This window comes from Bradyrhizobium sp. C-145 (assembly GCF_023375135.1).
In the GTDB taxonomy this organism is placed as follows: domain Bacteria; phylum Pseudomonadota; class Alphaproteobacteria; order Rhizobiales; family Xanthobacteraceae; genus Bradyrhizobium; species Bradyrhizobium zhanjiangense.
In genome coordinates, this window is record NZ_CP088150.1 from 4351798 (window position 1) to 4377449 (window position 25652).

General features: G+C 64.8%; 27 protein-coding genes. 12 read left to right on the plus strand and 15 right to left on the minus strand.

The genetic code is table 11. From position 1 onward, the window contains the following. Positions 1–181: 181 nt before the first annotated feature. The 10 genes from LRP30_RS20270 to pncA form a co-directional block, all read right to left on the minus strand. Positions 182–1144 carry an ABC transporter permease gene (locus LRP30_RS20270; protein WP_249761474.1) on the minus strand — a complete coding sequence of 321 codons (963 nt, stop codon included), beginning with the start codon at positions 1142–1144 and terminating at the stop codon, positions 182–184. Continuing rightward, a complete protein-coding gene (locus LRP30_RS20275; protein WP_249761475.1) occupies positions 1141–2070 on the minus strand; it encodes an ABC transporter permease in 930 nt (309 codons plus the stop codon). Before LRP30_RS20275 ends, LRP30_RS20270 begins: the two co-directional genes overlap by 4 nt. Then, the gene (locus LRP30_RS20280) at positions 2070–3056 is read right to left on the minus strand and encodes an ABC transporter ATP-binding protein (protein WP_249761476.1); all 987 of its coding nucleotides are present in this window, start codon (positions 3054–3056) and stop codon (positions 2070–2072) included. Before LRP30_RS20280 ends, LRP30_RS20275 begins: the two co-directional genes overlap by 1 nt. After that, positions 3053–4036, minus strand: coding sequence for an ABC transporter ATP-binding protein (locus LRP30_RS20285; RefSeq protein WP_128944170.1), 984 nt, complete (start codon positions 4034–4036; stop codon positions 3053–3055). The genes LRP30_RS20280 and LRP30_RS20285 overlap by 4 nt, the downstream gene beginning before the upstream one ends. A 1-nt stretch (position 4037) precedes the next feature. Beyond that, a complete protein-coding gene (locus tag LRP30_RS20290) occupies positions 4038–5675 on the minus strand; it encodes an ABC transporter substrate-binding protein (RefSeq protein WP_249761477.1) in 1638 nt (545 codons plus the stop codon). A gap of 30 nt (positions 5676–5705) precedes the next feature. Beyond that, complete coding sequence (locus LRP30_RS20295; protein WP_249761478.1) at positions 5706–6521, minus strand: sugar phosphate isomerase/epimerase family protein; 816 nt, start codon at positions 6519–6521, stop codon at positions 5706–5708. Positions 6522–7093: 572 nt separating this feature from the next. After that, positions 7094–7477, minus strand: a complete 384-nt coding sequence (locus LRP30_RS20300) for a GrlR family regulatory protein (protein WP_164939254.1) — start codon at positions 7475–7477, stop codon at positions 7094–7096. A 35-nt stretch (positions 7478–7512) separates the two neighbouring features. Then, positions 7513–9546 carry an NAD(+) synthase gene (locus LRP30_RS20305; protein ID WP_249761796.1) on the minus strand — a complete coding sequence of 678 codons (2034 nt, stop codon included), beginning with the start codon at positions 9544–9546 and terminating at the stop codon, positions 7513–7515. Positions 9547–9699: 153 nt separating this feature from the next. Continuing rightward, positions 9700–10815, minus strand: coding sequence for an alpha/beta fold hydrolase (locus LRP30_RS20310; protein ID WP_128933869.1), 1116 nt, complete (start codon positions 10813–10815; stop codon positions 9700–9702). 31 nt (positions 10816–10846) lie between these two features. After that, the gene (pncA, locus tag LRP30_RS20315) at positions 10847–11485 is read right to left on the minus strand and encodes a bifunctional nicotinamidase/pyrazinamidase (RefSeq protein WP_128941710.1); all 639 of its coding nucleotides are present in this window, start codon (positions 11483–11485) and stop codon (positions 10847–10849) included. 260 nt (positions 11486–11745) lie between these two features. On the opposite strand from pncA, the gene glk reads away from it, so the two are divergent. The 3 genes from glk to LRP30_RS20330 all read left to right on the plus strand — a co-directional run bounded on the left by glk (position 11746) and on the right by LRP30_RS20330 (position 13380). Beyond that, positions 11746–12732: a glucokinase gene (glk, locus tag LRP30_RS20320; RefSeq protein ID WP_128941732.1), complete on the plus strand. Its 987-nt coding sequence runs from the start codon at positions 11746–11748 to the stop codon at positions 12730–12732. A gap of 144 nt (positions 12733–12876) precedes the next feature. Beyond that, on the plus strand, positions 12877–13080 hold the full coding sequence (locus LRP30_RS20325; RefSeq protein WP_249761479.1) for a hypothetical protein: 204 nt from the start codon (positions 12877–12879) through the stop codon (positions 13078–13080). Between the two features lie 144 nt (positions 13081–13224). Then, the gene (locus LRP30_RS20330; protein ID WP_249761480.1) at positions 13225–13380 is read left to right on the plus strand and encodes a hypothetical protein; all 156 of its coding nucleotides are present in this window, start codon (positions 13225–13227) and stop codon (positions 13378–13380) included. An 86-nt stretch (positions 13381–13466) separates the two neighbouring features. Here the strand turns inward: LRP30_RS20330 and LRP30_RS20335 are convergent, their stop codons facing one another. Further along, on the minus strand, positions 13467–13844 hold the full coding sequence (locus LRP30_RS20335) for a response regulator (RefSeq protein ID WP_249761481.1): 378 nt from the start codon (positions 13842–13844) through the stop codon (positions 13467–13469). Positions 13845–13956: 112 nt separating this feature from the next. Beyond that, the gene (locus LRP30_RS20340) at positions 13957–14742 is read right to left on the minus strand and encodes a Spy/CpxP family protein refolding chaperone (protein WP_249761482.1); all 786 of its coding nucleotides are present in this window, start codon (positions 14740–14742) and stop codon (positions 13957–13959) included. A 496-nt stretch (positions 14743–15238) separates the two neighbouring features. Between LRP30_RS20340 and LRP30_RS20345 the strand changes: the two genes are divergently transcribed. The 6 genes from LRP30_RS20345 to LRP30_RS20370 all read left to right on the plus strand — a co-directional run bounded on the left by LRP30_RS20345 (position 15239) and on the right by LRP30_RS20370 (position 21341). Beyond that, a complete protein-coding gene (locus LRP30_RS20345; RefSeq protein ID WP_128933865.1) occupies positions 15239–16579 on the plus strand; it encodes an extracellular solute-binding protein in 1341 nt (446 codons plus the stop codon). Positions 16580–16716: 137 nt separating this feature from the next. Further along, positions 16717–17655 (plus strand): sugar ABC transporter permease, encoded by a 939-nt coding sequence (locus LRP30_RS20350; RefSeq protein WP_128933864.1) that lies wholly within the window; start codon positions 16717–16719, stop codon positions 17653–17655. Next, positions 17655–18566 carry a carbohydrate ABC transporter permease gene (locus tag LRP30_RS20355; protein WP_128941712.1) on the plus strand — a complete coding sequence of 304 codons (912 nt, stop codon included), beginning with the start codon at positions 17655–17657 and terminating at the stop codon, positions 18564–18566. The genes LRP30_RS20350 and LRP30_RS20355 overlap by 1 nt, the downstream gene beginning before the upstream one ends. A gap of 6 nt (positions 18567–18572) precedes the next feature. Further along, positions 18573–19673, plus strand: coding sequence for a sn-glycerol-3-phosphate ABC transporter ATP-binding protein UgpC (ugpC, locus tag LRP30_RS20360; protein ID WP_128933862.1), 1101 nt, complete (start codon positions 18573–18575; stop codon positions 19671–19673). A gap of 34 nt (positions 19674–19707) precedes the next feature. After that, complete coding sequence (locus tag LRP30_RS20365) at positions 19708–20697, plus strand: hydroxyacid dehydrogenase (RefSeq protein WP_128933861.1); 990 nt, start codon at positions 19708–19710, stop codon at positions 20695–20697. Between the two features lie 170 nt (positions 20698–20867). Continuing rightward, positions 20868–21341, plus strand: coding sequence for a hypothetical protein (locus LRP30_RS20370; RefSeq protein WP_164935029.1), 474 nt, complete (start codon positions 20868–20870; stop codon positions 21339–21341). A 58-nt stretch (positions 21342–21399) separates the two neighbouring features. Here LRP30_RS20370 and LRP30_RS20375 read toward each other — a convergent pair whose 3' ends face one another. Next, positions 21400–21897 carry a DUF1993 domain-containing protein gene (locus tag LRP30_RS20375; RefSeq protein WP_164940530.1) on the minus strand — a complete coding sequence of 166 codons (498 nt, stop codon included), beginning with the start codon at positions 21895–21897 and terminating at the stop codon, positions 21400–21402. A gap of 114 nt (positions 21898–22011) precedes the next feature. On the opposite strand from LRP30_RS20375, the gene LRP30_RS20380 reads away from it, so the two are divergent. From LRP30_RS20380 to LRP30_RS20390, 3 genes are all read left to right on the plus strand, one after another. Further along, the gene (locus tag LRP30_RS20380; protein WP_128933859.1) at positions 22012–22791 is read left to right on the plus strand and encodes a transporter substrate-binding domain-containing protein; all 780 of its coding nucleotides are present in this window, start codon (positions 22012–22014) and stop codon (positions 22789–22791) included. Positions 22792–22962: 171 nt separating this feature from the next. Further along, positions 22963–23841, plus strand: a complete 879-nt coding sequence (locus tag LRP30_RS20385) for a DUF2147 domain-containing protein (protein WP_249761483.1) — start codon at positions 22963–22965, stop codon at positions 23839–23841. Between the two features lie 181 nt (positions 23842–24022). Continuing rightward, the gene (locus LRP30_RS20390) at positions 24023–24379 is read left to right on the plus strand and encodes a hypothetical protein (RefSeq protein WP_128933857.1); all 357 of its coding nucleotides are present in this window, start codon (positions 24023–24025) and stop codon (positions 24377–24379) included. 138 nt (positions 24380–24517) lie between these two features. On the opposite strand, the gene LRP30_RS20395 is transcribed toward LRP30_RS20390, so the two are convergent. Continuing rightward, positions 24518–24922, minus strand: a complete 405-nt coding sequence (locus LRP30_RS20395; RefSeq protein WP_249761484.1) for a cupin domain-containing protein — start codon at positions 24920–24922, stop codon at positions 24518–24520. A gap of 24 nt (positions 24923–24946) precedes the next feature. Next, positions 24947–25645, minus strand: a complete 699-nt coding sequence (locus LRP30_RS20400; protein ID WP_249761485.1) for a ribonuclease activity regulator RraA — start codon at positions 25643–25645, stop codon at positions 24947–24949. Between the last annotated feature and the right edge of the window lie 7 nt (positions 25646–25652).

Genomic DNA, 25652 nt, shown 5'->3' on the forward strand with positions numbered 1-25652 from the left:
CCTTAAAGCGCGCGCCGATCCGGGACCCATAGCCACAGGGGGTGGTTGTGGCGCGAAGCTGACAACTCCGAGTCTCCGTAATCACGTCCGCCGGTGGTTATGGGTCCCGGATCTGCGCTTACGCTTGTCAGGGACGACGCCGGAGGACGTCGCACGGGCCTGTAACCGCCGGGCCCGTTGCCTATTGCAGCGTCGGATCAAGCCGGTCGCGCAGCCAGTCGCCGATCATGGAGACCGCCAGCGTCGTGACCACGATCGTGGTGGCCGGCGCCAGCATGATCCAGGGCGCCCGGGTCAGGTACTCCCGGCCATAGCCGACCATGTTGCCGAGGCTGGTCATCGGCGGCTGCACGCCGAGTCCAAGGAAGGACAGGCCGGATTCCATCAGGATCACCTCGGGAAAGACCAGCGTGGTCGAGACGATCAGGGTCGAGGCGATGTTGGGCAGGATGTGCCGGAGATAGATCCGCGACGGCGTCGCACCCAACTGGCCGACCGCGGCGGCATAGCCCTGTGCATTGGCCGAGATGGCCAATCCCCGCGCGATGCGGGCGTAGCGCTCCCAGCCGAACAAGCCCATCAGGCCGATCAAGAGCGGCAGCGAGTTGCCGAAGAAGGCGAGCACTGCAAGCGCCATGATCAGGAAGGGCATGCTGGCCTGGAAGTCGGTCAGCATCAGCACGAGCTGTTCGACGGCCCCGCGGAAATGCGCGGCCAGGAAGCCGAGCGTGGTGCCGACCACGGCCGAGATCGCGGTGGCGCCGAACGCGATCAGCAGCGAAATGCGGATCGAGACGAGGAGCCGCGATAGCACGTCGCGGCCGAGCTCGTCGGTGCCGAGCCAATGCGCGGCATTGCCGGGCGCGGCCAGGCGATTGCGCAGATCAAGCTGGGTGAAGCCGTAGGGTGCGATCTTCTCGGCGAAGGCGGCGATCACCAGCATGGCGATGATCCAGATGATCGCGAGCGCGACCGAGACTGGGATCACCGGCAGGCCGATGCGGCGGCGGACGCTAGAGCCCTTTCCGTTCCGATGAAATCGGAACGGGGCTCTAGATTCTGGTTTTGACGCGTTTTCTTCACGCGAACCGGTATCCACTTCGCTTGAAAACGCTTCAGTATCCTTCAGCGTCGCGTCGGTCATGCGTGCGCCCCTTTGGCGCGCAGGCGCGGGTCGAGGAAGCCGTAGAGGAAATCGACGATCAGGTTGGACGTGACCATCGTCATCGCCACCAGCAGCAGGATGCATTGCACGACGGCGAGGTCGCGGTTGGCGACGGCGACGACGAGCAGGCGCCCGACTCCCGGCCAGGCAAACACACTCTCCACCACGACTGCGCCGGCGATCAGCGTGCCCACCATGAAGCCCAGAATGGTCACGGTGGGGATAGCCGCGTTCGGCAGCGCATGCGACGTCACCACCTTGCGCCATGGCACGCCCTTGGCCGAGGCGGTGCGGATATAGGGCTGGCCCAGCACCTCCAGCATTGCGCTGCGGGTGAAGCGCGCGAGCACCGCGGCGCCGCCGAGGCCGAGCGTCGCAATGGGCAGGATCGCGTGCCGCCAGCCCTCCTGCCCGCCCGAGGGCAGCCAGCCGAGCTGTACGGCGAAGACCAGAACCAGCACCAGCGCAAGCACGAAACTCGGGACGGTGAAGCCCGCGACCGCCGTCATCATCACGGCGCGGTCGATTCCCGAGCCCCGATGCAGCGCGGCGTAGATGCCGGCGGGAATGCCGAGCGCCACCTTGAAGGCAAAGGCCGGCAGCGTCAGCGCCAGCGTCGCCGGAATCCGCTCCAGCACGAGCTCGATTGCGGGCCTTCCGTCGCGCATGGAGCGGCCGAGCTCGCCCTTGGCGATGGCGCCGAAATAATCGAGATACTGAAACCAGATGGGATCATCGAGGCCCCAGGCCTTGCGGAACGCCGCGAGCACCTCAGGTGGCGCCTCCGGTCCCAAGATCATCAGCGCGGGATCGCCCGATAGCCGCAGCACGACGAAGGCGAAGGTGACGACGAGCACAATGGTGAGCGCCGCGCGTCCGATGCGAATGGCGAAATAGCGGCCCATCACGCCGCGTCCCGCGTTTCGGCGCCCGTGACCTGATGACAGGCGACCTGCCTGTTGCTGCCCACAGCCGAGAGCACCGGCACCTCGCTCGCACAGCGCCCGATCGCGCGCGGGCAGCGCGGGTGGAAGGCGCAGCCTTGCGGACGCGCGGCAGGGTTCGGCGGATCGCCCGCCAGCACGATGCGGCCGGCGCTGCGGCGGCCGGGCGCCGGCGAAGCCGAGACCAGGGCCTGCGTATACGGATGCTCGGGCCGCGCAAACAGATCATCGGCGCTGCCGATCTCGACGATGCGGCCGAGATACATCACGGCGACGATCGTGCTGATCTGCCTGACGACACGCAGATCGTGGCTGATGAACAGCAACGTCAGCGACAGCTGCGCCTGGAGATCGGCGAGCAGGTTCACCACCTGCGCCTGGATCGAGACGTCGAGCGCGCTGACCGGCTCGTCGCAGACCAGGAAATCAGGTTTCGTCGCCAGCGCCCGCGCCAGCACGATCCGCTGGCGCTGTCCGCCCGAGAGCGCGCCGGGATAGCGCGCACCATGCGCCGGCGTCAGCTCGACCGCGCGCAGCAGTTCGCGGACGCGATCTTCGCGCTCGGCAGGCGTGCCGAGATCGTGGATGTCCAGGGGCTCGCGGATCTGCGCAGCGACCGGCAGCCGCCGGTCCAACGCGCCCAGCGGATCCTGGAAGATCATCTGCATGCGTGCCCGCTGCGCGCGCCATGCGGCCGTTGCCGGCGCGGCCATCGGCTTGCCGTCGAACCGCACCTCGCCGCTGTCGGGCGGCTCCAGCCCGAGCACGATGCGACCTGTTGTCGATTTTCCCGAGCCGGACTCGCCGACGAGGCCCAACGTCTCGCCCTTGGCAATCGTCAGCGACACGCCATCGACCGCATGCACGGCCGTAGCTCGGCCGAACATCCCGGAGCGCATCGCGTAGCTGCGCGCGATCGCGGACACCTCGACGAGCGGCGCGCTCATTCGGCCGCGATCCCGAGCAACGCGCGGCGCGAGGCCTCGGCGCGGATGCAGGCGACAGCGCGATCATCCGCGATCGGCGCCAGGCTCGGCGAAGCAAGCCCGCAGGGCTCGGCCGCCAGCGTGCAGCGTGGCGCAAAGGCGCAACCGTCAGGCATCCGCGCGGGATCGGGCACGGTGCCGGGAATGGCCGTCAGACGCCGCCGCGGCCCATCGAGCGGCGGCAGCGCGCCGATCAGCCCCTGCGCATAGGGGTGCACGGGATCGGCGAAGAGCTGATTGCTGGGTGCCTCCTCGACGATGCGGCCGGCATACATCACCGCGACGCGGTCGCAGTTCTCGGCGACGACGCCGAGATCGTGACTGATCAGGACCATCGCCATGCCGATCTCGCGGCGGACCGTGGAGAGCAGCTCCAGAATCTGGGCCTGGATGGTGGCATCGAGCGCGGTCGTCGGCTCGTCCGCGATCAGCAGGTCGGGATTTCCGGCGAGCGCCATCGCGATCATGATGCGCTGGACTTGGCCGCCGGAGAATTCGTGCGGATAGGCCGACAGCCGTCGCGCCGCATCGGGAATGCCGACAAGATCGAGCAGCCGCCGGGCCTCCGCTTTCACCGCCTCGCCCGAGAGATCGCGATGCAGCGCCAGCGCTTCGCAGAGCTGCCTGCGGATGGTCAGCACCGGATTGAGCGCGCTCGCAGGATCCTGGAAGATCATGGCGACCCGCCCGCCTCTGACATGGTCGAGCTCGGCGGCGGGCGCGCCAAGGATCTCACGGCCGTCGAGCAGCACCGAGCCCGTGACCTGCGCGTGGCGCGGCAGCAGGCCCAGCGCTGCAAGCCACGTCACCGACTTGCCCGATCCGGACTCGCCGACGAGGCCGAGCGCCTCGCCCTTCTGCAAGCTGACGTCGACGCCACGCAGGACCGGCACGCCGTTGAAGGCGACCCGCAGGTCCCGGATGCTGACCAGCGGCGCCACCTCAAGCCTCGAAATTGCCGGCGCGGAAATCCATCGCGAAGGCGGGCGCTGCCTTCCACTTGATCGATTTCGGCTTGGCCGTGAAGGTCGCGTTTTGGTGCAGCACCGTGTAGGCAGGGTCCTCGCGCTCGGCGATCTCCAGCATGCGGCGGAACGCCTTCTTGCGGGCCGCGCGATCGGTCGAGGTCTCCAGGAACTCCGAGAGCTTGTTCAGCTCGATGTTGGTCCATTCGCCGATCTGCTGCTGCTGGCCGTTCGGCCCGTGCTGGGCGACCAGCGACGACACTGGATCGTTGAAGGCGGCCGAGTTCGACCAGTCGCGCACGGCGCGGGTCGGCGCGCGCTCCATGATCTGCGACCAGTTCTCCTTGGTCTCGATCTGCACGTTGAGGCCGACCGACCTCCACATCTCGACCAGCACCTGCGCGGTCGCGACCTGGTTGGTGTAGTAATTGTTGAGCAGACGGTAGGGGATCGGATCGCCCTTGTAATTGGCCTGCTTCAACAGATCCTGCGCGAGCTTGGGATCATAGGCCGGCACGCTCCAGTCGGCGTTGAACATGTCGCCGTAGAATTCCCATTGCAGGCCCTTCGGCACGCGGGTGCGGCCGGCCCACAGGCTGTCGACGATCGCCTGGCGGTCGATCGCATGGGTGAAGGCGCGCCTGACGAGCGGATTGGCGAGCTGGGCGTGGTTCTTGTCGAACACGGTGAGGCGGTGGTTGAGGATGGTGCCGCCCTGCACTTCGAACGCCGAATTCTTCTCGATGCCGGCGATCTGGTCCGGCGGGATGTCGCAGGCGAACTGATATTCGCCCGAGAGCAGCCCGTTGATGCGGCTCGCGACTTCAGGCACTTCTAGGAAGCGGATGCGCTTGAGCGGCGGACGGCCGCCCCAATATTCGTCATGGGCTTCGAGCGTTAGCGAGACGTCGGGCTTGAGCTCGACGACCTTGTAGGGACCGGTCGTGATGGGTTTGCGCGCCCAGTCGAGATAGCTCGCGGATTCTTCCCAGGCCCGACGGTTCATGATGTCGGAGCCGTAACGCGACAGCCGGCCTTCGATCGTGACGTCGGGTGTCGCGTTGTAGAAGCGCACCGCATACTTGTCCACGGCATCGACGCGCACGAGGTCCGGCCAGATGCGGCGGGCAACGGCGGGCACATCAGGCGGCAGTTCTTTTCCCGGACGCGGCGTCGGGATCTTCTCGAAGGCCTGGATGGTGGTGCGGCTCTTGGCCTCGGTCTCGCCGAACATGCGCTCGCGGCTGAAGGAGAAGAGGACGTCTTCGGCAGTGAGCTCGTCGCCATTGTGGAACTTGACGCCCTGGCGCAGCTTCACCTCGACGGTCTGGTCGTCGATGCGGCGCCACTCGGTGGCAAGTCCCGGCACGGCCTCGAGATTGCCGCGCCAGTTCTTGGAGATCAGACCTTCCCAGATCGAGGAGAAGAACACGCGCTCGCCGACATTGGACTGCTCACGTAGCACGTCGAGCACGTTCGCATTCGTGACCTTCTGCACGGCGATCGTCACCGACGGACGGTTGTCGCCTTGCGCGATCGCAAACCGCGGCAAAAGGATTGCGCTTGCGGCAGCGCCGCCGGATTTCAGGATGGTGCGACGGGTGAGCTTGCTCATGATGGTGACCCCTGCCCTTTGTGATGTCGGTTATTCGGCAAGCCCGAGCGCGGCGAGATGGGCTGCGCCAGCGCGGACGTCGTCGCGGTTGCGGAGTTCGAGGATCAGCCGCGGGTTGGACGTCAGCCGTCCCAGTGCGCGGAACACGGCGACCCACGGGATGTTGCCTTCGCCCGGCGCCCAGTGCCGGTCGGCAAAGCCGTCGGTGTCCTGGAGATGCACATGCGTCAGCATGTCGCCGGCGGTCTCGACGTAGTAATCAACCGGCGGCGCGCCGGTGGAGATGTGGGCATAATTGGCGTGTCCGGTATCGAGCGAGACCCGGACCTTGCTGCTTTCGAGCGCCTTGGCGAGACGGACGCGGTCGCGTGGATCCTTGTCCTCGATGTTCTCGATCACGATCTCGCAGCCGATGGTCTCGGCACGCGCGATCACTTCGGCCAGCGTCGCCTTGACGCGCTCGACAAGATTACTGCGGTTGTCGGGATAGAGATCGAGATTGTTGTGGTCCCAGGTCGTGAACGGCGAATGGATCACCATCTGGGTCGCGCCGAGAAACTCGGCGGCATCGAGACCCTGAAGCAGGCGCTTGGTCACGGCCTGACGGATCATGGGATCGTGGCTGTCGATCTTGAAGCCCCAGAACGGGCCGTGAATGCCAAGCCGCCCGGTGTGGCCCGCAAGGATCTGCTTGATCTCGCCGGCGGTCGTGCGCCAGTCACTATCGAGCAGATCGGCGCGGAAAAAATCCTGGACCTCGAGATCGCGCTGCCGTTCCAGAAGCCAGTCGCGATGCGCAGGGATCGATTTGATGGACAATGCGGCGCCCAGCACCGGCTTCGACATGGCTTGCTCCTTGGCCGTCAGCGATGACGGGAGCAGCGCTAGACCAGTTCAATGACAGGCCGGTGAAACGCAGGTTCTTCAACGTGAGGAGATGTGGACATCCTGCCGCCGCCCGCTGCGGATTCAGGAAACAAGATCGCAGCACCGATGCCGAACGAACACACGGCAAGCGTATTCATGTCCGTAGTGATCCGGAATGGAGTCCCAACCATAGTTCGCGTACATCGCCGGACATCGATCGGCGGCCACTTCCACGGGCATCACCTCGCGCAACATGGGGTTGGGAGACCACATGGGGCGGGAGATTGAAGGCTGGGGCAAGGTGACGAGGTCCGGACTCCTAGGCACTCCGGACCTCGAAACTTTTCAGATTGAACACGATTTCGCGCCGTCCGGCTGTTCGGCCGGGCGGCGCGTTGTCGTTTCAGCGTCGTCTTCCGGTCTGGCACCTAAAGGATATTGTTTGAGCATGATCATTTCGGAAAACCGCTGCACACTTTTCCGGATCATGCTCTAGCGCGTCTGCGGCTCGATCGTCAGCGAACATTCCCATCGGGCAGATCACGCCAGCCTCACATCGCCTCCTTGAGCGTGAGGCGGGCCGTGAATGTCACGGTGGTCTTCCCAACCAGCGCCATGCCTTCGACCTCGGCGCCGCCGGCCGAGTAACCGCCCGAGAAACCGCAAGTGACCTCCCTGCCGCCGAACGCGAGCGTCTTGCCAACGGCTTCGGTATGCTGATTGACGATCATGTCGCCCCGCCACTTGCCGTTCCGGTACGTGTAGCTGCCGGTGTAATAGAAATAGCTGTCGCCGCCCATGATGCGTCCGTCGCAGAGCACGACCACGCCCCTGGCCTGGCCACGCTTGCCGTCGCGCATCTCGATGTCGAAGATGTAGAGGCCGTTGACGACCCTGGCCTCCTCACCCGCTTCTGCCCCATCTCCGGCCGACATCCAATCGTCTCCCCTATGTCGATCCGCCACACCGATCAGTTCGGCACGTTCCTTTCGAGATCCTCGAGCCATGCCGCCGCGCTCGCGTCCGACGGCGCGCGCCAGTCGCCGCGCGGTGACAATGAGCCGCCGGCCGAGACCTTCGGTCCGTTCGGCATGGCCGAGCGCTTGAACTGGCTGAAAGCGAAGAAGCGGCGCAGGAACACCTCGAGCCAGCGCCGGATCTCAGGAAGATCGTAGGCCTTGCGCCGATCGCTTGGGAATGCCGGCGGCCACTCGCCCTTGGCGACATCCTTCCAGGCGTGCTGCGCCAGGAAGGCGATCTTGGAGGGACGCATGCCGAAGCGCAGCGTGTAGAACAGGTTGAAATCCTGCAGCTCGTAGGGGCCGACGGACGCCTCCGTGCTCTGCGGCTTCTCGCCGGGCTGTACCGGCACGAGTTCCGGGGAGATTTCGGCAGCCAGGATCGCGCCTAGCGTCCGGTTGACGTTGTCGCTGAACTGCTTCGAGGAGATCACCCAGCGGATCAGGTGCTGGATCAGCGTCTTCGGCACGCCGGCATTGACGTTGTAGTGCGCCATCTGGTCGCCGACGCCATAGGTGCACCAGCCGAGCGCGAGCTCGGAGAGATCGCCGGTGCCGATGACGATGCCGCCGTGATGGTTGGCGAGCCGGAACAGATAGTCGGTGCGCAGGCCAGCCTGAACGTTCTCGAAGGTGACGTCGTAAACCTTCTCGCCCTTGCCAAAGGGATGGCCGATATCCTTCAGCATCTGCGTCGCCGTGGTGCGGATGTCGAGCTCCTGCCAGGTCGTCTGCAGCGCCTGCATCAACGCCAGCGCGTTGGTCTTGCTCTCGCTGCCGGTGGCAAAGCCCGGCATGGTGAAGGCGAGGATGTTTTGGCGCGGCAGGCCGAGCAGATCGACCGCCTTGGCGGCGACGATCAATGCATGGGTGGAATCGAGCCCGCCCGAGACGCCGATCACGACACGCTTGGTGCCGGTCGCGCGCATGCGCTGCACGAGGCCGGCGACCTGGATGTTGTAGGCCTCATAGCAATCCTGCTCGAGCAGGCTCTCGTCGCTCGGCACGAAGGGAAAGCGCTCGACCTTGCGCAGGAAGCCGATGTCGGCGGCCGGCGGCTTCAGCGCGAATGTCACCTTGCGGAAAAACGCCTCGCGCTGGCGGCGGTTGTCGTCGAACGTGCCCATCAGCGCACGCTCCTGCCTGAGCAGGTCGAGATCGACGTCGGCATACGTGATCTGGCCGCCCTGGCGGAACCGCTCGCCCTCGGCCAGCAGCACGCCGTTCTCGTAGATCGAGGTCTGGCCATCCCAGGCGAGATCGGTGGTCGATTCCCCTGCTCCGGCGGCAGCATAGACATAGGCCGCGAGGCAGCGCGCCGATGTCGATTGGCACAGCAGCGCGCGCGAGCGCGCCCGGCCGATCGTGATCGGGCTGCCCGAGAGATTGATCAGCACGCTGGCGCCCGCGAGCGCGAGCTCGGAAGCCGGCGTCACCGGGATCCACATGTCCTCGCAGATCTCAACGCCGATGGTCAGGCCCGGGACGTCCTCGGCCGAGAACAGAAGGTCGACACCGAACGGCGCATGCAGCCCGCCAAAGGAGATCGTCTCGCCGGCGATGCCGGCGCCGGAGGCGAAATGCCGTCCCTCGTAGAATTCGCGATAGGTCGGCAGGTAGCTCTTGGGCACGACGCCGAGGATGTTGCCGCGATGAATGACGACGGCGCAATTGTAGATGCGATTGCCAAAGCGCAGCGGCGCGCCGACGATCAGGACGGTCATCAGCGTTGAGGAGGCCTTGACGATCGTCACAAGCCCGCGCTCGACCGCATCGAGCAGCGGGTCCTGCTTGACCAAATCCTCGATCGCATAGCCGGACAGGCACAGCTCGGGAAACACGGCAGCCGCCACCGACTGTTCGTGGCAGGCATTGGCCGCGGCCAGAATGGCCTTCGCATTGGCCGAGGGATCGGCCACGTGGGAGGTGGTGACGCAGGCCGCCACGCGCGCAAATCCGTGGGCGTAGATCGAGTGGAACGTCATCGAGCGCTGTACCTTCAATCCCTTGCAATCTCTTGCGCCGCCGGCCGCAGCCGTCAGCTCCGCATCATATGTAGCCCATCGACCGGGGCCGGTGCAGGCCATCCGCCGTCATGCATAACGGATTTGCATATCGGCCGGTCGGCGCCCGCGACGTCAGGCGCTGCGGGCCAAGACGCCGGACAGATCGTTGCGCAGCCACTCGGCGATCCGGGGCCAGGCATGGACGTGGGTCCGCGCCCCCATGAACAGGCCGAGATGATTGCTCGGCTCGGAGGCTGCCGCAATGAACGCCGGCGGCGTGCCGACGAGACCCGCGGTGGCGAGTGCCTGCACAGCCGGAACGACATCGTCGTCCAGCCCGGCCAGCAGGAAAACCGGCGCCTTGACGTCCTTCAGGTCAACCGGGCGGCCGAGCGCAACGAATTGGCCGCCGGCAATCCGGTTCTCCCGGAAAATCCAGTTGACGATCTGAAGGTAGTAGGTGCCCGGCAAATCGAGCGTCTCGGTGTTCCAGCGATCGAAGCGCGCGAGCAGGCTCGCGCCTTCCTCGTCCGAAAGCCTCCTCTGCAACGCCACTTCGATACCGTCGCTGTCAGGTGATTTGGACCAGAAGCGCAGCATCTCCTCGCCGCTGACATTGCCGCCGCCGCGTGCGACGAGCTGGTCGTAAACCAGCTCGGGCGCGTTGCGGGCGAGCCGCGACAGCGCCGAGTCGATCGACAGATCGACGGGAGCGCCGACCAGGACCAGCCGCCGCACCTTGGCCGGAAAGCGTGCCGCATAGAGCAGCGACAGCCAGCCGCCCTGGCACAGCCCGACGAGATCGACCGGCGCGCCGATCTCGTCGATGGCGACGTTGAGATCGGTAAGATAGCTGTCGATCGAGAGATAGCGCATCTCCGGCGTGGCTGACTGCCAGTCGGTGAGGTAGACGCGGTCGATGCCGCCGTTTTGCAGCGACTGCACCACGCTGTGGCCGGGCGCAAAGTCGGCGATCAGGGCCCGATGCAGCGCATAGGGCGCGCAGACCAGCGCCGGCTGGCCGGACCGCGTCTGCGTGAAATCGCGCAGGCGCATCGTCACAAGCTCCAGCGCAACCGTGCTGGGCGTCGTCCATGGCAGGCTGCTCTCGCCCTGCTCTGCAGCTCCGCGCTCCAGCCACCAGAAACAGGCGTCCATGGCGAGCTGGGCCGCCGCAAACGGCCACAGCAAGGGATCATCCGGCGCATGCCCTGGTCCGCGTGGCTGTTTGCCGGTCTTCTCCACCATGGCTATCTCGATATCCTCACAGGAACGATCCTCACAGGAACGCCTCGAGGCTCACGACCGAGATGCCGCGATCCCTAAAACTCCGATGGGTCGCGGCCACGGAGCCGTCGAGATCGATGCCGCGACAGGCATCCTCGACGACGGCGACCTCGAAACCTGCCTGGCGAGCATCCTCCGCCGAGAAGCGAACACAGAAATCCAGCGCGAGACCAGCGACGAAGACGGTCTTCAGCTTGCGCTCGCGCAAATAACCGAGCAGTCCGGTCGGCGTCTTATGGTCGTTCTCGAACAGCGCCGAATACGAATCGATGCCGCGGCGAAAGCCCTTGCGCACCACCAGGCTCGCCCTGACAACGTCGAGCTCGCGGTGGAATTCAGCCCCCGCCGTCCCCTGCACGCAATGAGAGGGCCAAAGCACCTGGGTGCCGTAGTCGAGCTCGATAGTCTCGAACGGCTGCTTGCCGGCATGGTTCGTCGCGAATGACACGTGATCACGCGGATGCCAGTCCTGGGTCAGCACCACATTGGCGAATTTTTGGGCGACTCGGTTGATGGCGGGGACGACCTTTTCACCGCCGGGAACGGCGAGCGCTCCGCCGGTGCAGAAGTCGTTCTGCACGTCAATCGCCAGCAGCACGTCACGGTCGGAGATCTTCATGCAAGGCCTCATTCCAGCCGTCCGGGGACTGTAGGCACCGAGACGCTCGTCTCCAATGTCGATCTTCCCGCGCGGCTTCGCAACCATCGTACGCGCGGTGCGGCTTGTAAGAATGGACCGATCGTTCCTGAAATGAAACGGTTTGGGCTGGTCCGTGTTGACTAGCGGCACCCAAGGGCGGATTCTCGGGCATCAGCACCCATGCGGACTGCGTCGACAGCGTGGAGGAGAAGGGTTCCCGTGGCCTGCACGGCCGCGGCAGCCATATGGTCATGACGATCGGCAAGACAGGACAGATTCTTCTCGCCGATATCGGCGGCACCAACGCGCGCTTCGCGCTGAGCCAGGCCGAATCCAGCGACGGCGATCCGGCCGGACCGATCGACTATGTGAAGGTCGCCGACTTCCCAACCGTCCGGGAGGCCATCGTCGATGTTCTCGGACGCCAGTCCGGCGGCGAGCAGCCCCGAAGAGCCGTGCTGGCGGTGGCGGGCCCCGTGACCAACAATCGCTGCGTCATGACCAACAGTCCCTGGGTCATCGATGGCAACGAGCTGCAACCCGCGCTCGGCTTTGACAGCGTCCACGTGCTCAACGACTTCGAAGTGATGGCCTGGTCCCTTCCCGCCTTGCAGCCTGCCGACCTGATCCCGCTTGGCGGACAGGATGGCCTGCCCGGAGAGCCGTTGCTGGTGATCGGGCCCGGAACCGGTTTTGGCGTCTCCTGTCTGGTCGAGCGCCATGGCGCACGGCTGGCGGTCGTGACCGAGGCCGGTCACGCCACCCTGCCGGCCGAGAACGAGCGCGAGGAACGCGTGATTGCCTGTCTGCGCAAGCGCCTTGGCCATGTCTCCATCGAGCGCGGCGCGCTCTCGGGTTCCGGCCTGCAAAGTCTCTATGAGGCCCTAGCGGAGGTCGACGGCGCCCAAGTGCCGCATCGCGATCCTGCCGCCATCACCAAAGCCGCGCTGGAGGGCCATTGTCCCGTCAGCCGCGCGACGCTCGACATGTTTTGCGCCATCCTCGGCTCGGTCGCGGGCAATCTCGCGGTGACTTTCGGCGCCCGCGGCGGCGTCTATATCGCCGGCGGAATCGTGCCGCGTTTTCCGGAATTCCTCGCGGCGTCCGCATTCCGGGCACGCTTCGAGGCCAAGGGACGCTTCCAGGATTACTTGCGCAACATCCCGACCAGGCTGGTGATCAAGCCTGATGCGAGCTTCGTCGGCCTCAAGATGTTCGCCGAGCACAATCCAAATTGAGGGACGGAGCGTCCTTCTCGCGGGTTCCAATAATTCACAGCTGATTGCAGCGGACAGGCGATTCTACGCAGGATCGTGCTTGCCTGCGCGTTTCCGATGCGAAACAATCCTGTCCTGTGTGTGGCGTAGTTGCGGGGGCGTGGCATGCGTAAACAGGATTTGGGTTTCGACTATCACCGCTACCACCGCCTGCTGCGCGAGGCGGATAGCGAAGACAAGCGGCTGGCCTTGATCGAGCTCTTGATCGAGGAAAAGGCAAGAGACCGGCTGGCTGCCCAGCGCGCCTCGGATCGCGCGGCCATGACGGCCCGCACCATTGCCACGGTGCTAAGGAACGGCCGCAACTGAGATTTGCGAGCTCCTCCCGACGCGTGAGAACTCGGCGTGATTGCGACTTCGTTAACGATGCCTCGCAATCTGACGTCAAACTTTTTGCTCTAAGAGTTCCCTCACCTGAGGCAAATCAGGGTCAACAAAAGGGGGGAAGTGGACATGAGCATGATTTCGCTCGCCGTGATGCCGGCCGCCGTCGAAACGCGGTTCGCCGATTCTTCGTTCAAGACCATCTGGCTGTTCTGCTGCACGGGCCTGGCCGTCTCGTTCGGCCTGATCGCGCGTGGCGTCGATCTCAGCGCCGGTCTGATCTGACAGCGCACTGAACTCTTTCGGCAAATGGCCGCCCCGACGGGCGGCCATTTTCGTTGGCGGGCTCAGTGCGGCATCTTCGCCGTCACTCAGTGCGGCGCCTTCTTTGTGGCTTCCGGAAACATCGAATCGATCATCGCCTTGAGCTGATCCATTGCGATCGGCTTGCGCAGGATCGGCCTGCGCCGGAGCAAGGACGGCAGCAGCTCCGGCCCGTAGCCCGTCGCGAACAGGAACGGTTTTCCACGGCGCTCGATCAGGTCGGCGACGGGATCGACGTAAACGCCCATGAGATTGATGTCGAGGATGGCCAGATCGTATTGCGCGGTCATGGCAAACGCGCTGGCGTCGCGGACATTGTCCGCTTCCGCGACGACGTGGTGGCCGAGTTCCTCCACCATGTCCGCGATCATCATCCGGATCAACGCCTCGTCTTCGACCAGGAAAACGGAGAGTCCGTCCGCCATATCAACCCCGCAGTCAGCCTTACGAAGCTAACCATAACCGAATTGCGGAGAGGATTCACGAATTCGTGGCAGGCGCCGTTAATTCAGGCGCGCCCGATCCGATTCAACTTGATCAATCCAGTCCCCGCTCGTGGCTCAGGCGCACCATCTCCTGAATGAAGACCTGCTTCTGCTTGTCATCGAGGCTCGAATAGAGCGGCTCGGCGGCGTCGGCGACATTGCGCTGGTCGGCGGCCCGGTCGATCAGGAATTGCGCCTCGTTGCGCATCTGCTCGATAATGTCGTCTGGCGGATCGCGCTTGGCGCGGGCAACCCGAAGGTTGAGCCGCTCTGCACCATTATGCCCCAGGTAGTGCATGGCGCTCGAGAAACCGTACCAGTGCTTCTCCTGATCAGGCGTGAGGTTCAGTTCGGTCTTGATCCGCTCGATGTAGGAATCGCTGTTGGCGACGATCTGCTCCGCGGTCTGCTGCGGTGCGCCGCTCTGGGTCAGAACCGTAACATCCTTATTGTCCTTGTTGTCCGTGCCATTCGGCGCGGCGTTCTTCGCCTCCTTGCTCGCTTTGGCGCCCTTGCCCGCCTTGGCGGTCTTTGCATCCTTGTCCTTGCCCGGCTGCTTGGAATCCTTGCTGGCGTCCTTGGGCGGCGGCGCCTGATTGCCATTGTTGCCGACGCCGAGCACGCCGGTGAAGACGCCCACCACGCCGCCGATGGCGCCGCCGAGCACGCCGCCGACCGGACCTGCCGCCTTGTTTCCGGCCGCGGCTCCCTCCTGAACGCCTTTGACCAGACCTTGAGCATTCGCCACCGCGGCTGCGCCGAGCAGCAGCGCGAGCACGGACCCCAGCGCAAACCATCGTCGCAGGTGAAGCCGCGCTGGCAGCGCCGGTTTGATCATTCTCGTCTCCATCGTCGATCTGCCTGGCCTGTCGGGCGAGAGCCACCCGCCAATTGCAACTCTATCGTTTCCGCCGCGCCGAGGTCCAGACGCGGACATTTGCTGTCCACGTCCGAAAAGTCTTTCGCGCGAAGCGGTTATGCAGGCTTATTCGAAACTGCGGCGTAATTGCGCACGGATCATTCGAGCTCGATCGCTCAAAGTGTGCGTCGCAAAATGAACGCCCGCGGTTCGCCTGTAACCCATGGTCGCGAATACGATCGCGAGGTGCCGGGCACACCCTTAGTTCTAGACGAGAAGCCGTTCGGCTTTCTCGACAGACGCGATCAATCATGATCTGATCGCGCTACCAATTTGCTGCGACCTGCGTAAATTGCCGACGCCGGCCGGCGGCACCAAGACGGCACTAATAACTAATAAGAAAATCCAACAAGAACTCGAAGAAAGAAGTCTCTCAGAGGAAACTCCAACAACAACACCCAGGCGAGGAAACGAGATGTCACGCAAGACACTGACGCGACGTCAATTTGTGGCTGCCACTGCAATGTCCTCCGCGGCGCTGATCACGGCGCCCTATGTCCGGGGCGCTTACGCCGCCGGCAAGCTCTCGATCGGCTTCTGGGACCATTGGGTGCCGGGCGCCAACAAGGCCTCGACCGATCTCGTCAACGAATGGGCCGCGAAGGAGAAGGTCGAAGTCTCCATCGACTACATCACCAGCAACAACAAGAAGATCGAGCTGACCGCCGCTGCCGAAGCCCAGGCCAAGTCGGGTCACGACATTCTGCAGATGCCGAGCTGGTGGCCGCAGGCCTATGCCGAGAATCTCGAGCCGCTCAATGACGTCATGGAGCCGCTCCTCAAGCAGAATGGCGAAGTCAACGGCACCGTCAAATATCTTGGGCAGTCGGGCGGCAAATGGCTCGCGGTGCCCGCGACCCCAGGCAGCCAGATCAAGGGCCCCTGCTCCCGCATCGATCTGATGAAGCAGCACGCCGGCATCGACGTGCAGGAGATGTACCCGGCCGGCGGCCCGCCCAAGGTCGAAAACTGGACCATGGAGACCTTCCTGAAGGCGGCCGAGGCTTGCCACAAGGCGGGCTTCGCGTTCGGCATCGGCCTCGGCGAGACCACCGACAGCGTGGATACCGCCGGCGCAATTTTCCAGTCGTTCGGCGCCGAACTCGTCAACGCCAAGGGCGATGTCACGGTGAAGACCGATCAGGTTCGCCAGGCGATGGAGTTCTACAAGAAGCTGATCGCCTTCCTGCCGCCGGATGCACCGTCCTGGGACGACGCTTCCAACAACAAATGGCTGATCTCCGGCCGCGGCGCGATGATCCTCAATCCGCCGAGCGCCTGGGCCGTTGCCAAGCGCGATGCGCCACAGGTCGCCGAACAATGCTGGACGCACGGCTTCCCGTCCGGTCCGAAGGGACGGTTCGCACCGTACCTGCCCTACTTCTGGGGCGTCTGGAGCTTCGGCAAGAACAAGGAGGCGGCCAAGAGCCTGCTCGTTCACCTGTCCGCGCCATCATCGATCGAGAAGTTCGTCGCAGTGAGCGGCGGCTATGACCTGCCGGCTTACGCGAACATGACCAAGTTCAAGACCTGGGCGGAAGAAGGGCCGCCGAAGGGAACGCTCTTTCACTATCCGGACCCGTACAAGCATCAGACGCTGTCGATCGCGGCGTCGCCGGCGCCGCCCAAGGTCGCACAGCAGATCTACTTCCAGGCGACGCTGACCAAGATGGCGCTGCGTTATGCGCGCGGCGAGACGATGGAGCAGGCGCTCGCCTGGGCCGAGGGCGAGTGCGAAGGCTTCATGCGGAGCTAGGCCGGGGAGTGACAGGGCGGCTCGCGCCATGTGCGTGAGCCGCCCGGGCTCCGTGGTCCAATCCGCCCGACCGTGAAACCGCATGGCCGGCTTCCCGGTTGGACAGCAGACAAGAAGACTGACCCAAGGACTCTGTCATGGCCGATGTCGTCGTTGAGCGAGCTCGCGTTGCCCGTGGGGCTGGCGCCCGCAGGGGATCGAGCCTGCGCAATGCGCTCGGGCGAAAATCGACGGTTGCGTTCTTCCTGACGCTGCCGCTGATCCTCCTGATCGCGCTGCTGGTGCTCTACCCCGCCTTCTACTCCGTTCATCTGGCGACGCTGAACAAGTCGATGACGAAATTCGTCGGCTTCGGCAACTTCACCTTCCTGTTCAAGCGCGAGACGTTCTGGATGGTGGTGGAGCAGTCCTGCATCTTCGCGATCACGGCCGTGATCTTCAAGGCGCTGATCGGCTTCATCGTCGCACATTTCGTCCACAACATTCCCGCCAAGGGCCAGCGCAAATGGCGCGGCATGCTGCTGGTGCCCTGGGTGATCCCGCCGGCGATGAGCACGCTGGCCTGGCTGTGGCTGTTCGACCCTTCCTACAGCGCCTTCAACTACACGCTGTCCTTCTTCGGCGTCGGCCCGATCCCCTGGCTCGGCGACACTTTCTGGGCACGGTTCTCCGTCATCCTCGTCAACGTCTGGTACGGCGCGCCGTTCTTCATGATCATGTATCTGGCCGCGCTGAAATCCGTCCCCGATCAGCTCTATGAGGCCGCGGCGATCGACGGCGCCAATTGGTGGCAGCGGATCTGGTACGTCACCTTGCCTATGATGCGTAACATCATCGCAATCACCACCTTGTTCTCGCTGATCGTCACGTTCGCCAATTTCGACATCGTGCGCATCCTGACCTCAGGCGGTCCGCTGGATACGACGCATCTGTTCGCCACCTGGGCGTTCCAGGTCGGCATCCAGAGCAACGATATTCCGCTCGGCGCGTGCGTCTCGCTGTTCATGGTGCCGATCCTTGCCGTCGCAGCGATCTTCATCCTGCGCGATGTCTCCAAACGCGGGAACGAAGCCTGATGAGCTCACTTGCAATCGACAAGGCTGGCCCCACCCGCAAGGTCAAGTATGGCAGCATGAGCCGCGACCGCGCCTGGGCGCTGCGCTGGTCTTATTTCTTCCTCGTGCTGTTTGCGATCTTCTTCCTGACGCCGCCGGTCTACATGCTGATCACCTCGCTCAAGAGCAGTGCGGAGATCTCGGCGGCGACGAACCCCTGGTGGGTGTTCCATCCGACACTGTCGAACTATGTCGAACTCCTGACATCGAACCAGTTTTTGCGCTTCTTCTGGAATTCGTCGATCGTGGCGATCGCGGTCGTGATCATCACGATGCTGATCAGCATCCCCGCGGCCTTCGCGCTGGCGCGGATGAAGTTCTGGGGCTCGGCGACGCTAGCCACGGGCGTCTTCCTCACCTACCTGATCCCGGACAGCCTTTTGTTCATTCCGCTGTTCAAGATGCTCGCGGTCTTTCAGGACTATACCGGCATCACGCTGCTCAACAGATGGTACGTCCTGCTGTTCATCTATCCGACTCTGACCGTGCCGTTCTGCACCTGGATCATGATCGGCTATTTCGCCTCGATCCCGAAGGAGCTCGATGAGGCCGCCCTCATCGACGGTGCCTCCTGGCTCCAGACCCTGACGCGGATCTTCATTCCCGTCGCCCTGCCCGGCCTGATCGCCGCGACGATCTTCGCCTTCACCGTCTCCTGGGCACAGTTCCTCTATCCCCTGGTGTTCACGACGTCGGTGGACCAGTTCGTGCTGCCTGTCGGCATCACCACCACGCTGATCAAGGGCGACGTGTTCAACTGGGGGCAGATCATGACCGGCGCGCTGCTCGGCGCCGCGCCACCGCTGATCATCTACGCATTCCTGATGGACTACTACATTGCCGGCCTGACCGCCGGTGCGACAAAGGGTTGATGACTCATGGCTGACGTTGCTTTGCGGAAGGTAGTTAAACGTTACGACGATGTCGAAGCCGTGCGCGGCATCGACCTCGATATCGCCGATCATGAGTTCATCGTGCTGGTCGGCCCCTCCGGCTGCGGCAAGTCGACCACGCTACGCATGATCGCAGGGCTCGAGGACATCAGCGACGGCGACATCATGATCGGGGGCGACGTCGTCAACGACGTGCCGCCAAAGGACCGCGACATCGCCATGGTGTTCCAGAATTACGCGCTCTACCCGCACATGACGGTCGCGGAGAACATGTCGTTCGGCCTGCGCCTCAAGCACTATCCCAAGGCCGAGATCAAGGCGCGGGTGACCGAAGCCGCCCGGCTTCTCGACATCACCGACCTGATCGACCGCAAGCCGAAACAGCTCTCCGGCGGCCAGCGCCAGCGTGTCGCGATGGGCCGGGCCATCGTGCGCAACCCGAAAGTCTTCCTGTTCGACGAGCCGCTGTCCAATCTCGATGCCAAGCTGCGCGTACAGATGCGGATCGAGATCAAGAAGGTCCACCAGAAGGTGCGCACCACCACGGTCTACGTCACCCACGATCAGGTCGAGGCGATGACGCTGGCCGACCGCGTCGTGGTGATGAACAAGGGCCGCATCGAGCAGATCGGCACGCCGAACGAGCTCTATCACAAGCCGGCGACACGCTTCGTCGCGGGCTTCATCGGCTCGCCCGCGATGAACTTCATCCCGTGCCGGCTCGAGGATGTCGGCGGCACGCTTCAGATCCGTCTCACCGACCGCATCGCTTTCCCGCTGCCGCCGGCCCGCGCCGCACGCTACAACGCTCTGCCGCGCACCGAGAAGCTGCTGCTGGGCCTTCGCCCCGAGCATCTCACCGAGTCGCATGCGCATCTGGAGCCCGGCGTCGAGACCTTCGAGACCGTGCTCGACGTGACCGAACCGATGGGGATGGAGACGCTGGTCTATTTTGGGCTCGACGGCACGCCGGTCTGCGGCCGCGTCAATCCCAATGCCGGCGCCAAGGACGGGGCACCCATGCGTTTGGCGATGGACCTCAACAACATGCACCTGCTAAACGAGGCGTCCGGCGTCGTGTTGTGACGGCCGGACAAGAAACTCGCGCAGGCAGGGGACGATGGCGACCAACAAGAAGAAGATTTTCGTTACACAAACTTTGTCGCAAGGGGCACGCGCCCTCCTCACCCAGCGGGACGATATCGAGCTCGTCGAGTTTTCGAACCTGATCTCGGCGAAGGACTTCGAAGCCTTGCTCAAGAGCCATGCGCCGGTCCACGGCGTCGCGCTCGGTGCCACTGCCTTCGGCGAGACCGAGCTGGAGGCGTCCGGCGACATGAAGGTGGTGACCCGCATCGGCGTCGGCTACGACGCCGTCGACGTGCCCGCCCTCTCCCGCCGCAAGGTGCCGTTGATGGTCGCGGGCAGCGCGAACTCGCCCTCGGTCGCGGAAGCGGCGCTGTTCATGATGCTGACGCTGGCCAAGCGCGCGCAGGAGATGCACGCCTGCGTCAAGGACGGCAAATGGGCCGACCGGCTCGGCATGCTGCCGTTCGATCTCTACGGCAAGACCGTGCTGATCGTCGGCTTCGGCCGGATCGGCAGTCGCACCGCCAAGCGCTGCCTGGCGATGGAAATGAACGTCCAGGTCTACGATCCCTACAAGGGAGCCGCCGAGATCAAGGCAGCGGGCTGCGAGCCCGTCGCCGATCTCGATGCCGCGCTGCCCCATGCCGATTTCGTCACCATCCACTGCCCGAAGACGCCGGAAACCACCGGCCTGTTCGATGCGGCGCGGATCGGCCGGATGAAGCCGAGATCCTATCTAATCAACACCGCGCGCGGCGGCATCGTGAAAGAGGCCGCGCTCTATGACGCGCTCACTTCCGGAAAGATCGCCGGGGCCGGCATCGATGTGTTCGAGGTGGAGCCGCCGCCGCTCAGCAACGCATTGTTCGCGCTGCCCAACGTCATCATGGCTCCGCATGTCGCCGGCGTCACCGTCGAGGCCGTCCAGCGCATGAGCGAGCAGACCGCGCGCAACATCCTGAGTGCGCTGGACGGCGATCCCATCCGGCAGAACGTCATCAATCAGGACGTGCTGGGCTGAGTGAGCCAATGGTCGGGCGGCCCGTCCGCCCCGCCTTCGGAAGGCCAGAAAGCGTCCCATTTTGGTGCAGATCAAGCCCCAACTCAGCCTTAATCAAACGCGCGTAATGAGAGGGAAGCGCGGCGGTGGCGGGACAGACTGGCCGGCGCGTCGAGCTGGAGGATGGACCCTTGGCAGAGATCGACCCGACTGACCACGCGCTGGCGACCATCGCCAGCATTCTGGAGCACCCCGAGCACGTTCTGGTCGTTCGCGAGACCGAGACCGAAATGGTCGTCGCCGGAGAGCGTGAGCACATGGCCAACGACGAGCAGCCAGCTGTCGACGAGCATCCGGTGGTCGAGGAGCAGCCGCTGGTGCCGGAGCACACCGATGCCGACGGCTACAGCAAGATCGGCCCCGGCCCGATGGTCGCGATCCGCCTGAAATGGACGGTCCATCGCGGCGATGACGGCCAGTACTACGTCCATGAGACCATCGGCGAGCAGTCCGCCCCCGTGGTCAGCGGCCCGATGACGAGCGAGGCCGCCGTGCATTTCGTCGATGCGCAGGAGCACGAAGCGCATCGGCGCTTCGAAGAGCTGCGCAGCGAGATCGCCGGCCGCAGTTCGCTTGCCGACTATGAGCGCAAGGGCGAAGCTTAAGGCAGCTTGCAGACCGGATGTCTCTGCACCTCTCCCCGTCGGGGAGAGGTGAACATGCTTACCTGCGCCCGAGATAATCCTTCTTCACGAGCTCGACGCCGGCGTGCCGCAACAGGTCGTAGGCCGTCGTCACGTGAAAGAAGAACTGAGGGACGCTGAACGTCAGCAGCAGCGTCCGCCCGGTGAAGGGCAGCTCGGTGCCGTTCTTCAGCTTGAAGAAGACATTGCGTTCCGCCGCGGCGTCGATCGCAGCGCGCGGCAGGCTCTCGATGAATTCGATCGACGTCGCGATGCGCGCTTGAAGCCCGGCCATGTCGTGCTCCAGCACCGGCAGCGTGACCGGCTCGCGCTCGGCCAGCAAGGCCGGGGCGACCACGGCATGGCGGCAAGCCTCACCGACCTGCTGCGCCAGATCGTACATGTTCGGCGCAAGGCGCATACCGAGCAGAACCGCCGGATTGAACTTGCGAGTCTCGGCATAGGCGACGCCCTTGTCGAGCAATCCGGACAGGTTGCGCAAGTTAGGCACGAAGAGGCCGACCGAGGCCTCGTACATCGAGATCGTCACCTCTGAATTCCCTTCAATTCTGCCTCGCCAGCGACGGACATCTGGTCTAAATCCACGCCTCAAGAGCTGCACAATGACAGCTCGGGCATGGGTGGAAAAGAGATGATCGTTCGAATCTGGGCGGCTTTGGCCGTGGCGTTGCTGGTGAATGTCTCGGCGCATGCGCAGCAGGCGCCCTCGCGCCTCGACGAGATCGTCAAGCGCGGCACATTGCGCGTCGGCATGACCGGCGACTACAAGCCCTTCACCTATCTGGACAAGACCACGCAGCAGTTCAGCGGCTTCGACGTCGACATGGCGCAGGCCCTTGGCAAGGCGCTCGGCGTCAAGGTCGAATTCGTGCCGACGGCCTGGCCGAAGCTGATGAAGGATTTCGAGGCCGACCAGTTCGACATCGCCATGGGCGGCGTCTCGGTCACGCTCGACCGGCAGAGGAAGGGCTTCTTCTCCACGCCGATCATGCGCGAGGGCAAGACGCCGATCGCGCGCTGCGCCGACGTCGGCAAGTACCAGAGCATCGCCGACATCGACAAGAAGGGCACCCGCGTCATCGTCAATCCCGGCGGCACCAACGAGCGCTTCGCCCGTGCCAACATCAAGGATGCCGAGATCACCGTCTTCGCCGACAACACGGTGATCTTCGACGAGATCGCCAAGGGCAATGCAGACCTGATGATGACGGATGCCTCCGAGACGCGCTACCAGCAGAAGCAGCATGCCGGCGTGCTCTGCGCGGTGCATCCGGAAAAGCCGTTCGACTTCTCCGAGAAGGCCTACTGGCTCCAGCGCGACATGGCGCTGAAGGCCTTCGTCGACCAATGGCTGCATATTTCCATGGAGGACGGCAGCTACCGGAAGATCTACGCGACCTGGTTCGACTAGGCCGCGTCGTCCTGTCGCTCGCTTCGGCCAAACTGTGGACGGGTTCCGGGCGTATTGAACCCGAACGCACCGCAGCACGACTCATACGGATGAAAGTGATCTAGGTCACTTTTTGCGATCGAACCGGAGCGTATGCGTCGGTCCGGGGACCATCTGTTCAGGAGATGCGAAATGAGGAAGCTGTTGGCCACGGCCGCATTCCTATTGGCGAGCACGGCTGCTCAGGCACAGTACACCTTCGAATATGGCGGGCGCACCATCCGGATCGATCCGGACCGCGGCACGGTGCAGATTCCCGGCGTGTACGACAACACCGGCCAGGGCAAGGCCAAGAAGGCCAAGAAGAACGAGCAGGCGCCGCAGCAAGCCACGGTCGATCCGCAAGCGCCTGCGGCTGCTCCGGCACCGGCCCTCGCTCCCGCCGCCGCGCCCCCCGCAGCCGCCGTGCAGGCGCCTGCGCCCGCAGCAGCAGCGGCGCCGCCTCCCGCTCCGCCACCACCGGCCCCGCCGCCGGCCGTCACTGCCAACAACACGCCGGCCGCCACGGCCTTGGTGCCGCCGCCTGCGCCGCCTCCGGCCCCTGCTCCGGTCGAGCAGCAGGCAGCGCCCGCTGCGACCCCGCCGCCCGCCCCGACCGTGGCTGCCGCACCACCGGCGCCGCCTCCGCCACCCGCCCCGGCGCCTGCGCCCGCTCCCGTTCAGGCGGCTGCAGCCACGCCTGCTCCGGCGGCCGCGCCCACGCGCGATCTGAATTCGCCGCTCGGCGTCTGGCTCACCGAGGAGAAGGAGGGCAAGGTCCGCATCGAGCAATGCGGCACCAATCTCTGCGGCTATTCGGTCGATTCAAAATCGAACCAGAACGGCGAGCAGGTCCTGATCAACATGAAGCCCGGCAAGGACCAGAAATGGTCAGGCCGCATCCTCGATCCCAATTCCGGCTCGACCTACGATTCGACGATCGCGATGAAGGGCACCGACCGGTTGCGCGTGCAGGGCTGCGCCTTCGGCGGCATGTTCTGCGGCGGCCAAACCTGGACGCGCGTGAACTGAGTTTGGCTTCGATGCTCTGATCAGAACGAGGGGCCCGTGATCCGGGCCCCTTTGCGTTGTCCGAGGTGTGATGGCGAGGTGAGCCACCTCACAGAGCCTGCTGCAGGCGTGAGCCCCCTCACATCGCCGGTTCTGCGAGCCGTGCCACGTTCCCCTGCATGGTCAACCACAGGGGCGTGCCATGAACGGCATTCGCACAGGACTCTTCGTTACGCTTGTCGCCATTGCCTTTCCGCTGACACAGGCCGGTGCCACGACAAGCACTTTCGACGGCACATGGAATGTCCGCATCTCGTCATCGAGCGAGACCTGCGGCAACGGCGCGACCGTCGCGATCGGCATCAACAATGGTCAGATCGCGTCGAGCAGCGCCGCGGTGACGGCGTCGGGCCGGGTCGCCGATGCCGGCAGCATCAATGTCACCTTAAGCACCGGCATCAAGCGCGCCGTCGGCTTCGGCCGGCTCAGCGGCACGTCAGGCTCCGGCACCTGGCGCGGCGCCATGTGCACGGGGACGTGGACGGCGGAGCGGATGTAGGTCTTGTGTCCCGGACCCGGCGCGGCGCGAACCGCCGTGACGCTGAGCCGGGACCCAGCAGTGTCAATCCCTCGGAAGAGTCTGGGCCCCGGCTCGGCGACGCATCGCAGGGCGATGCGTCTTGTCCGGGGCACGGGACTAGCCGACCGCCGCCCCATACTCCGCGTCGGTCACCGGCTCCAGCCAAGTCGAGTAGACGCCGTCGAGCGCTTCCTGCATGGCGATGTGGCACATGCCGTTGGTCGGCGATGCGCCGTGCCAATGCACTTCGCCCGGCGGAATCCAGACGGTGTCGCCGGGGCGAATCTCGCGGATCGGGCCGCCCTTGGACTGGACGCGGCCGACGCCGGAGATGACGTAGAGCGTCTGCCCCAGCGGATGGTGATGCCAATTGGTTCGTGCGCCCGGCTCGAACGCGACGCGCGAGCAGTTCAGCCGTGCCGGCGCGGGCGCCATGATGACGGGGTCCTGCCACACAGTGCCGGTGAAGTGTTCCTTGGGCGCGCGGCGGGTCGGCCGCGTGCCTGCAACAGTGATTTCCATGGGGATTACCTCGCTGCTTCCCGATTACTTCTTGCTGGCGGCGTAGCGCGCCTTGGTCTCGGCGTTCATGGGATAGAGGCCCGGCAGCACGGCGCCGTTGTTCACCTCGTTGACGATCCAGGCCTCCATGCGCTCCTGCTCGACGCCCTCGGCGAGCACGTGATCGAGCATCGCCTGCGGGATCAGCACGCAGCCGTCCTGGTCGGCGACCACGATGTCGTTCGGGAAAACGGCGACGCCGCCGCAGCCGATCGGCTCGCCCCAGCCGACGAAGGTCAGGCCCGCGACTGAAGGCGGCGCGGCATAGCCGTCGCACCAGACCGGAAGATTGGTGCCGAGCACGCCCTCGACGTCACGCACGACGCCGTCGGTGACCAGCGCGGTCACGCCGCGCTTGACCATGCGCGCGCAGAGGATGTCACCGAAGATGCCGGCATCGGTGATGCCCATGGCATCGACCACGGCGATGCAGCTTTCGGGCATCGCCTCGATCGCGGTGCGGGTCGAGATCGGCGACGACCAGGATTCCGGCGTCGCCAGATCCTCGCGCGCGGGCACGAAGCGCAGGGTGAAGGCCGGTCCCACGAGGCGCGGCAGGCCCGGGCGCAGCGGCCGCGCGCCGCGCATCCACACATTGCGCAGGCCCTTCTTCAGCAGGACCGTGGTGATGGTGGCGGTGGTGATGCCGGCGAGGGTCTTGCGGGCTTCGGGTGACAGCGACATGGAAACA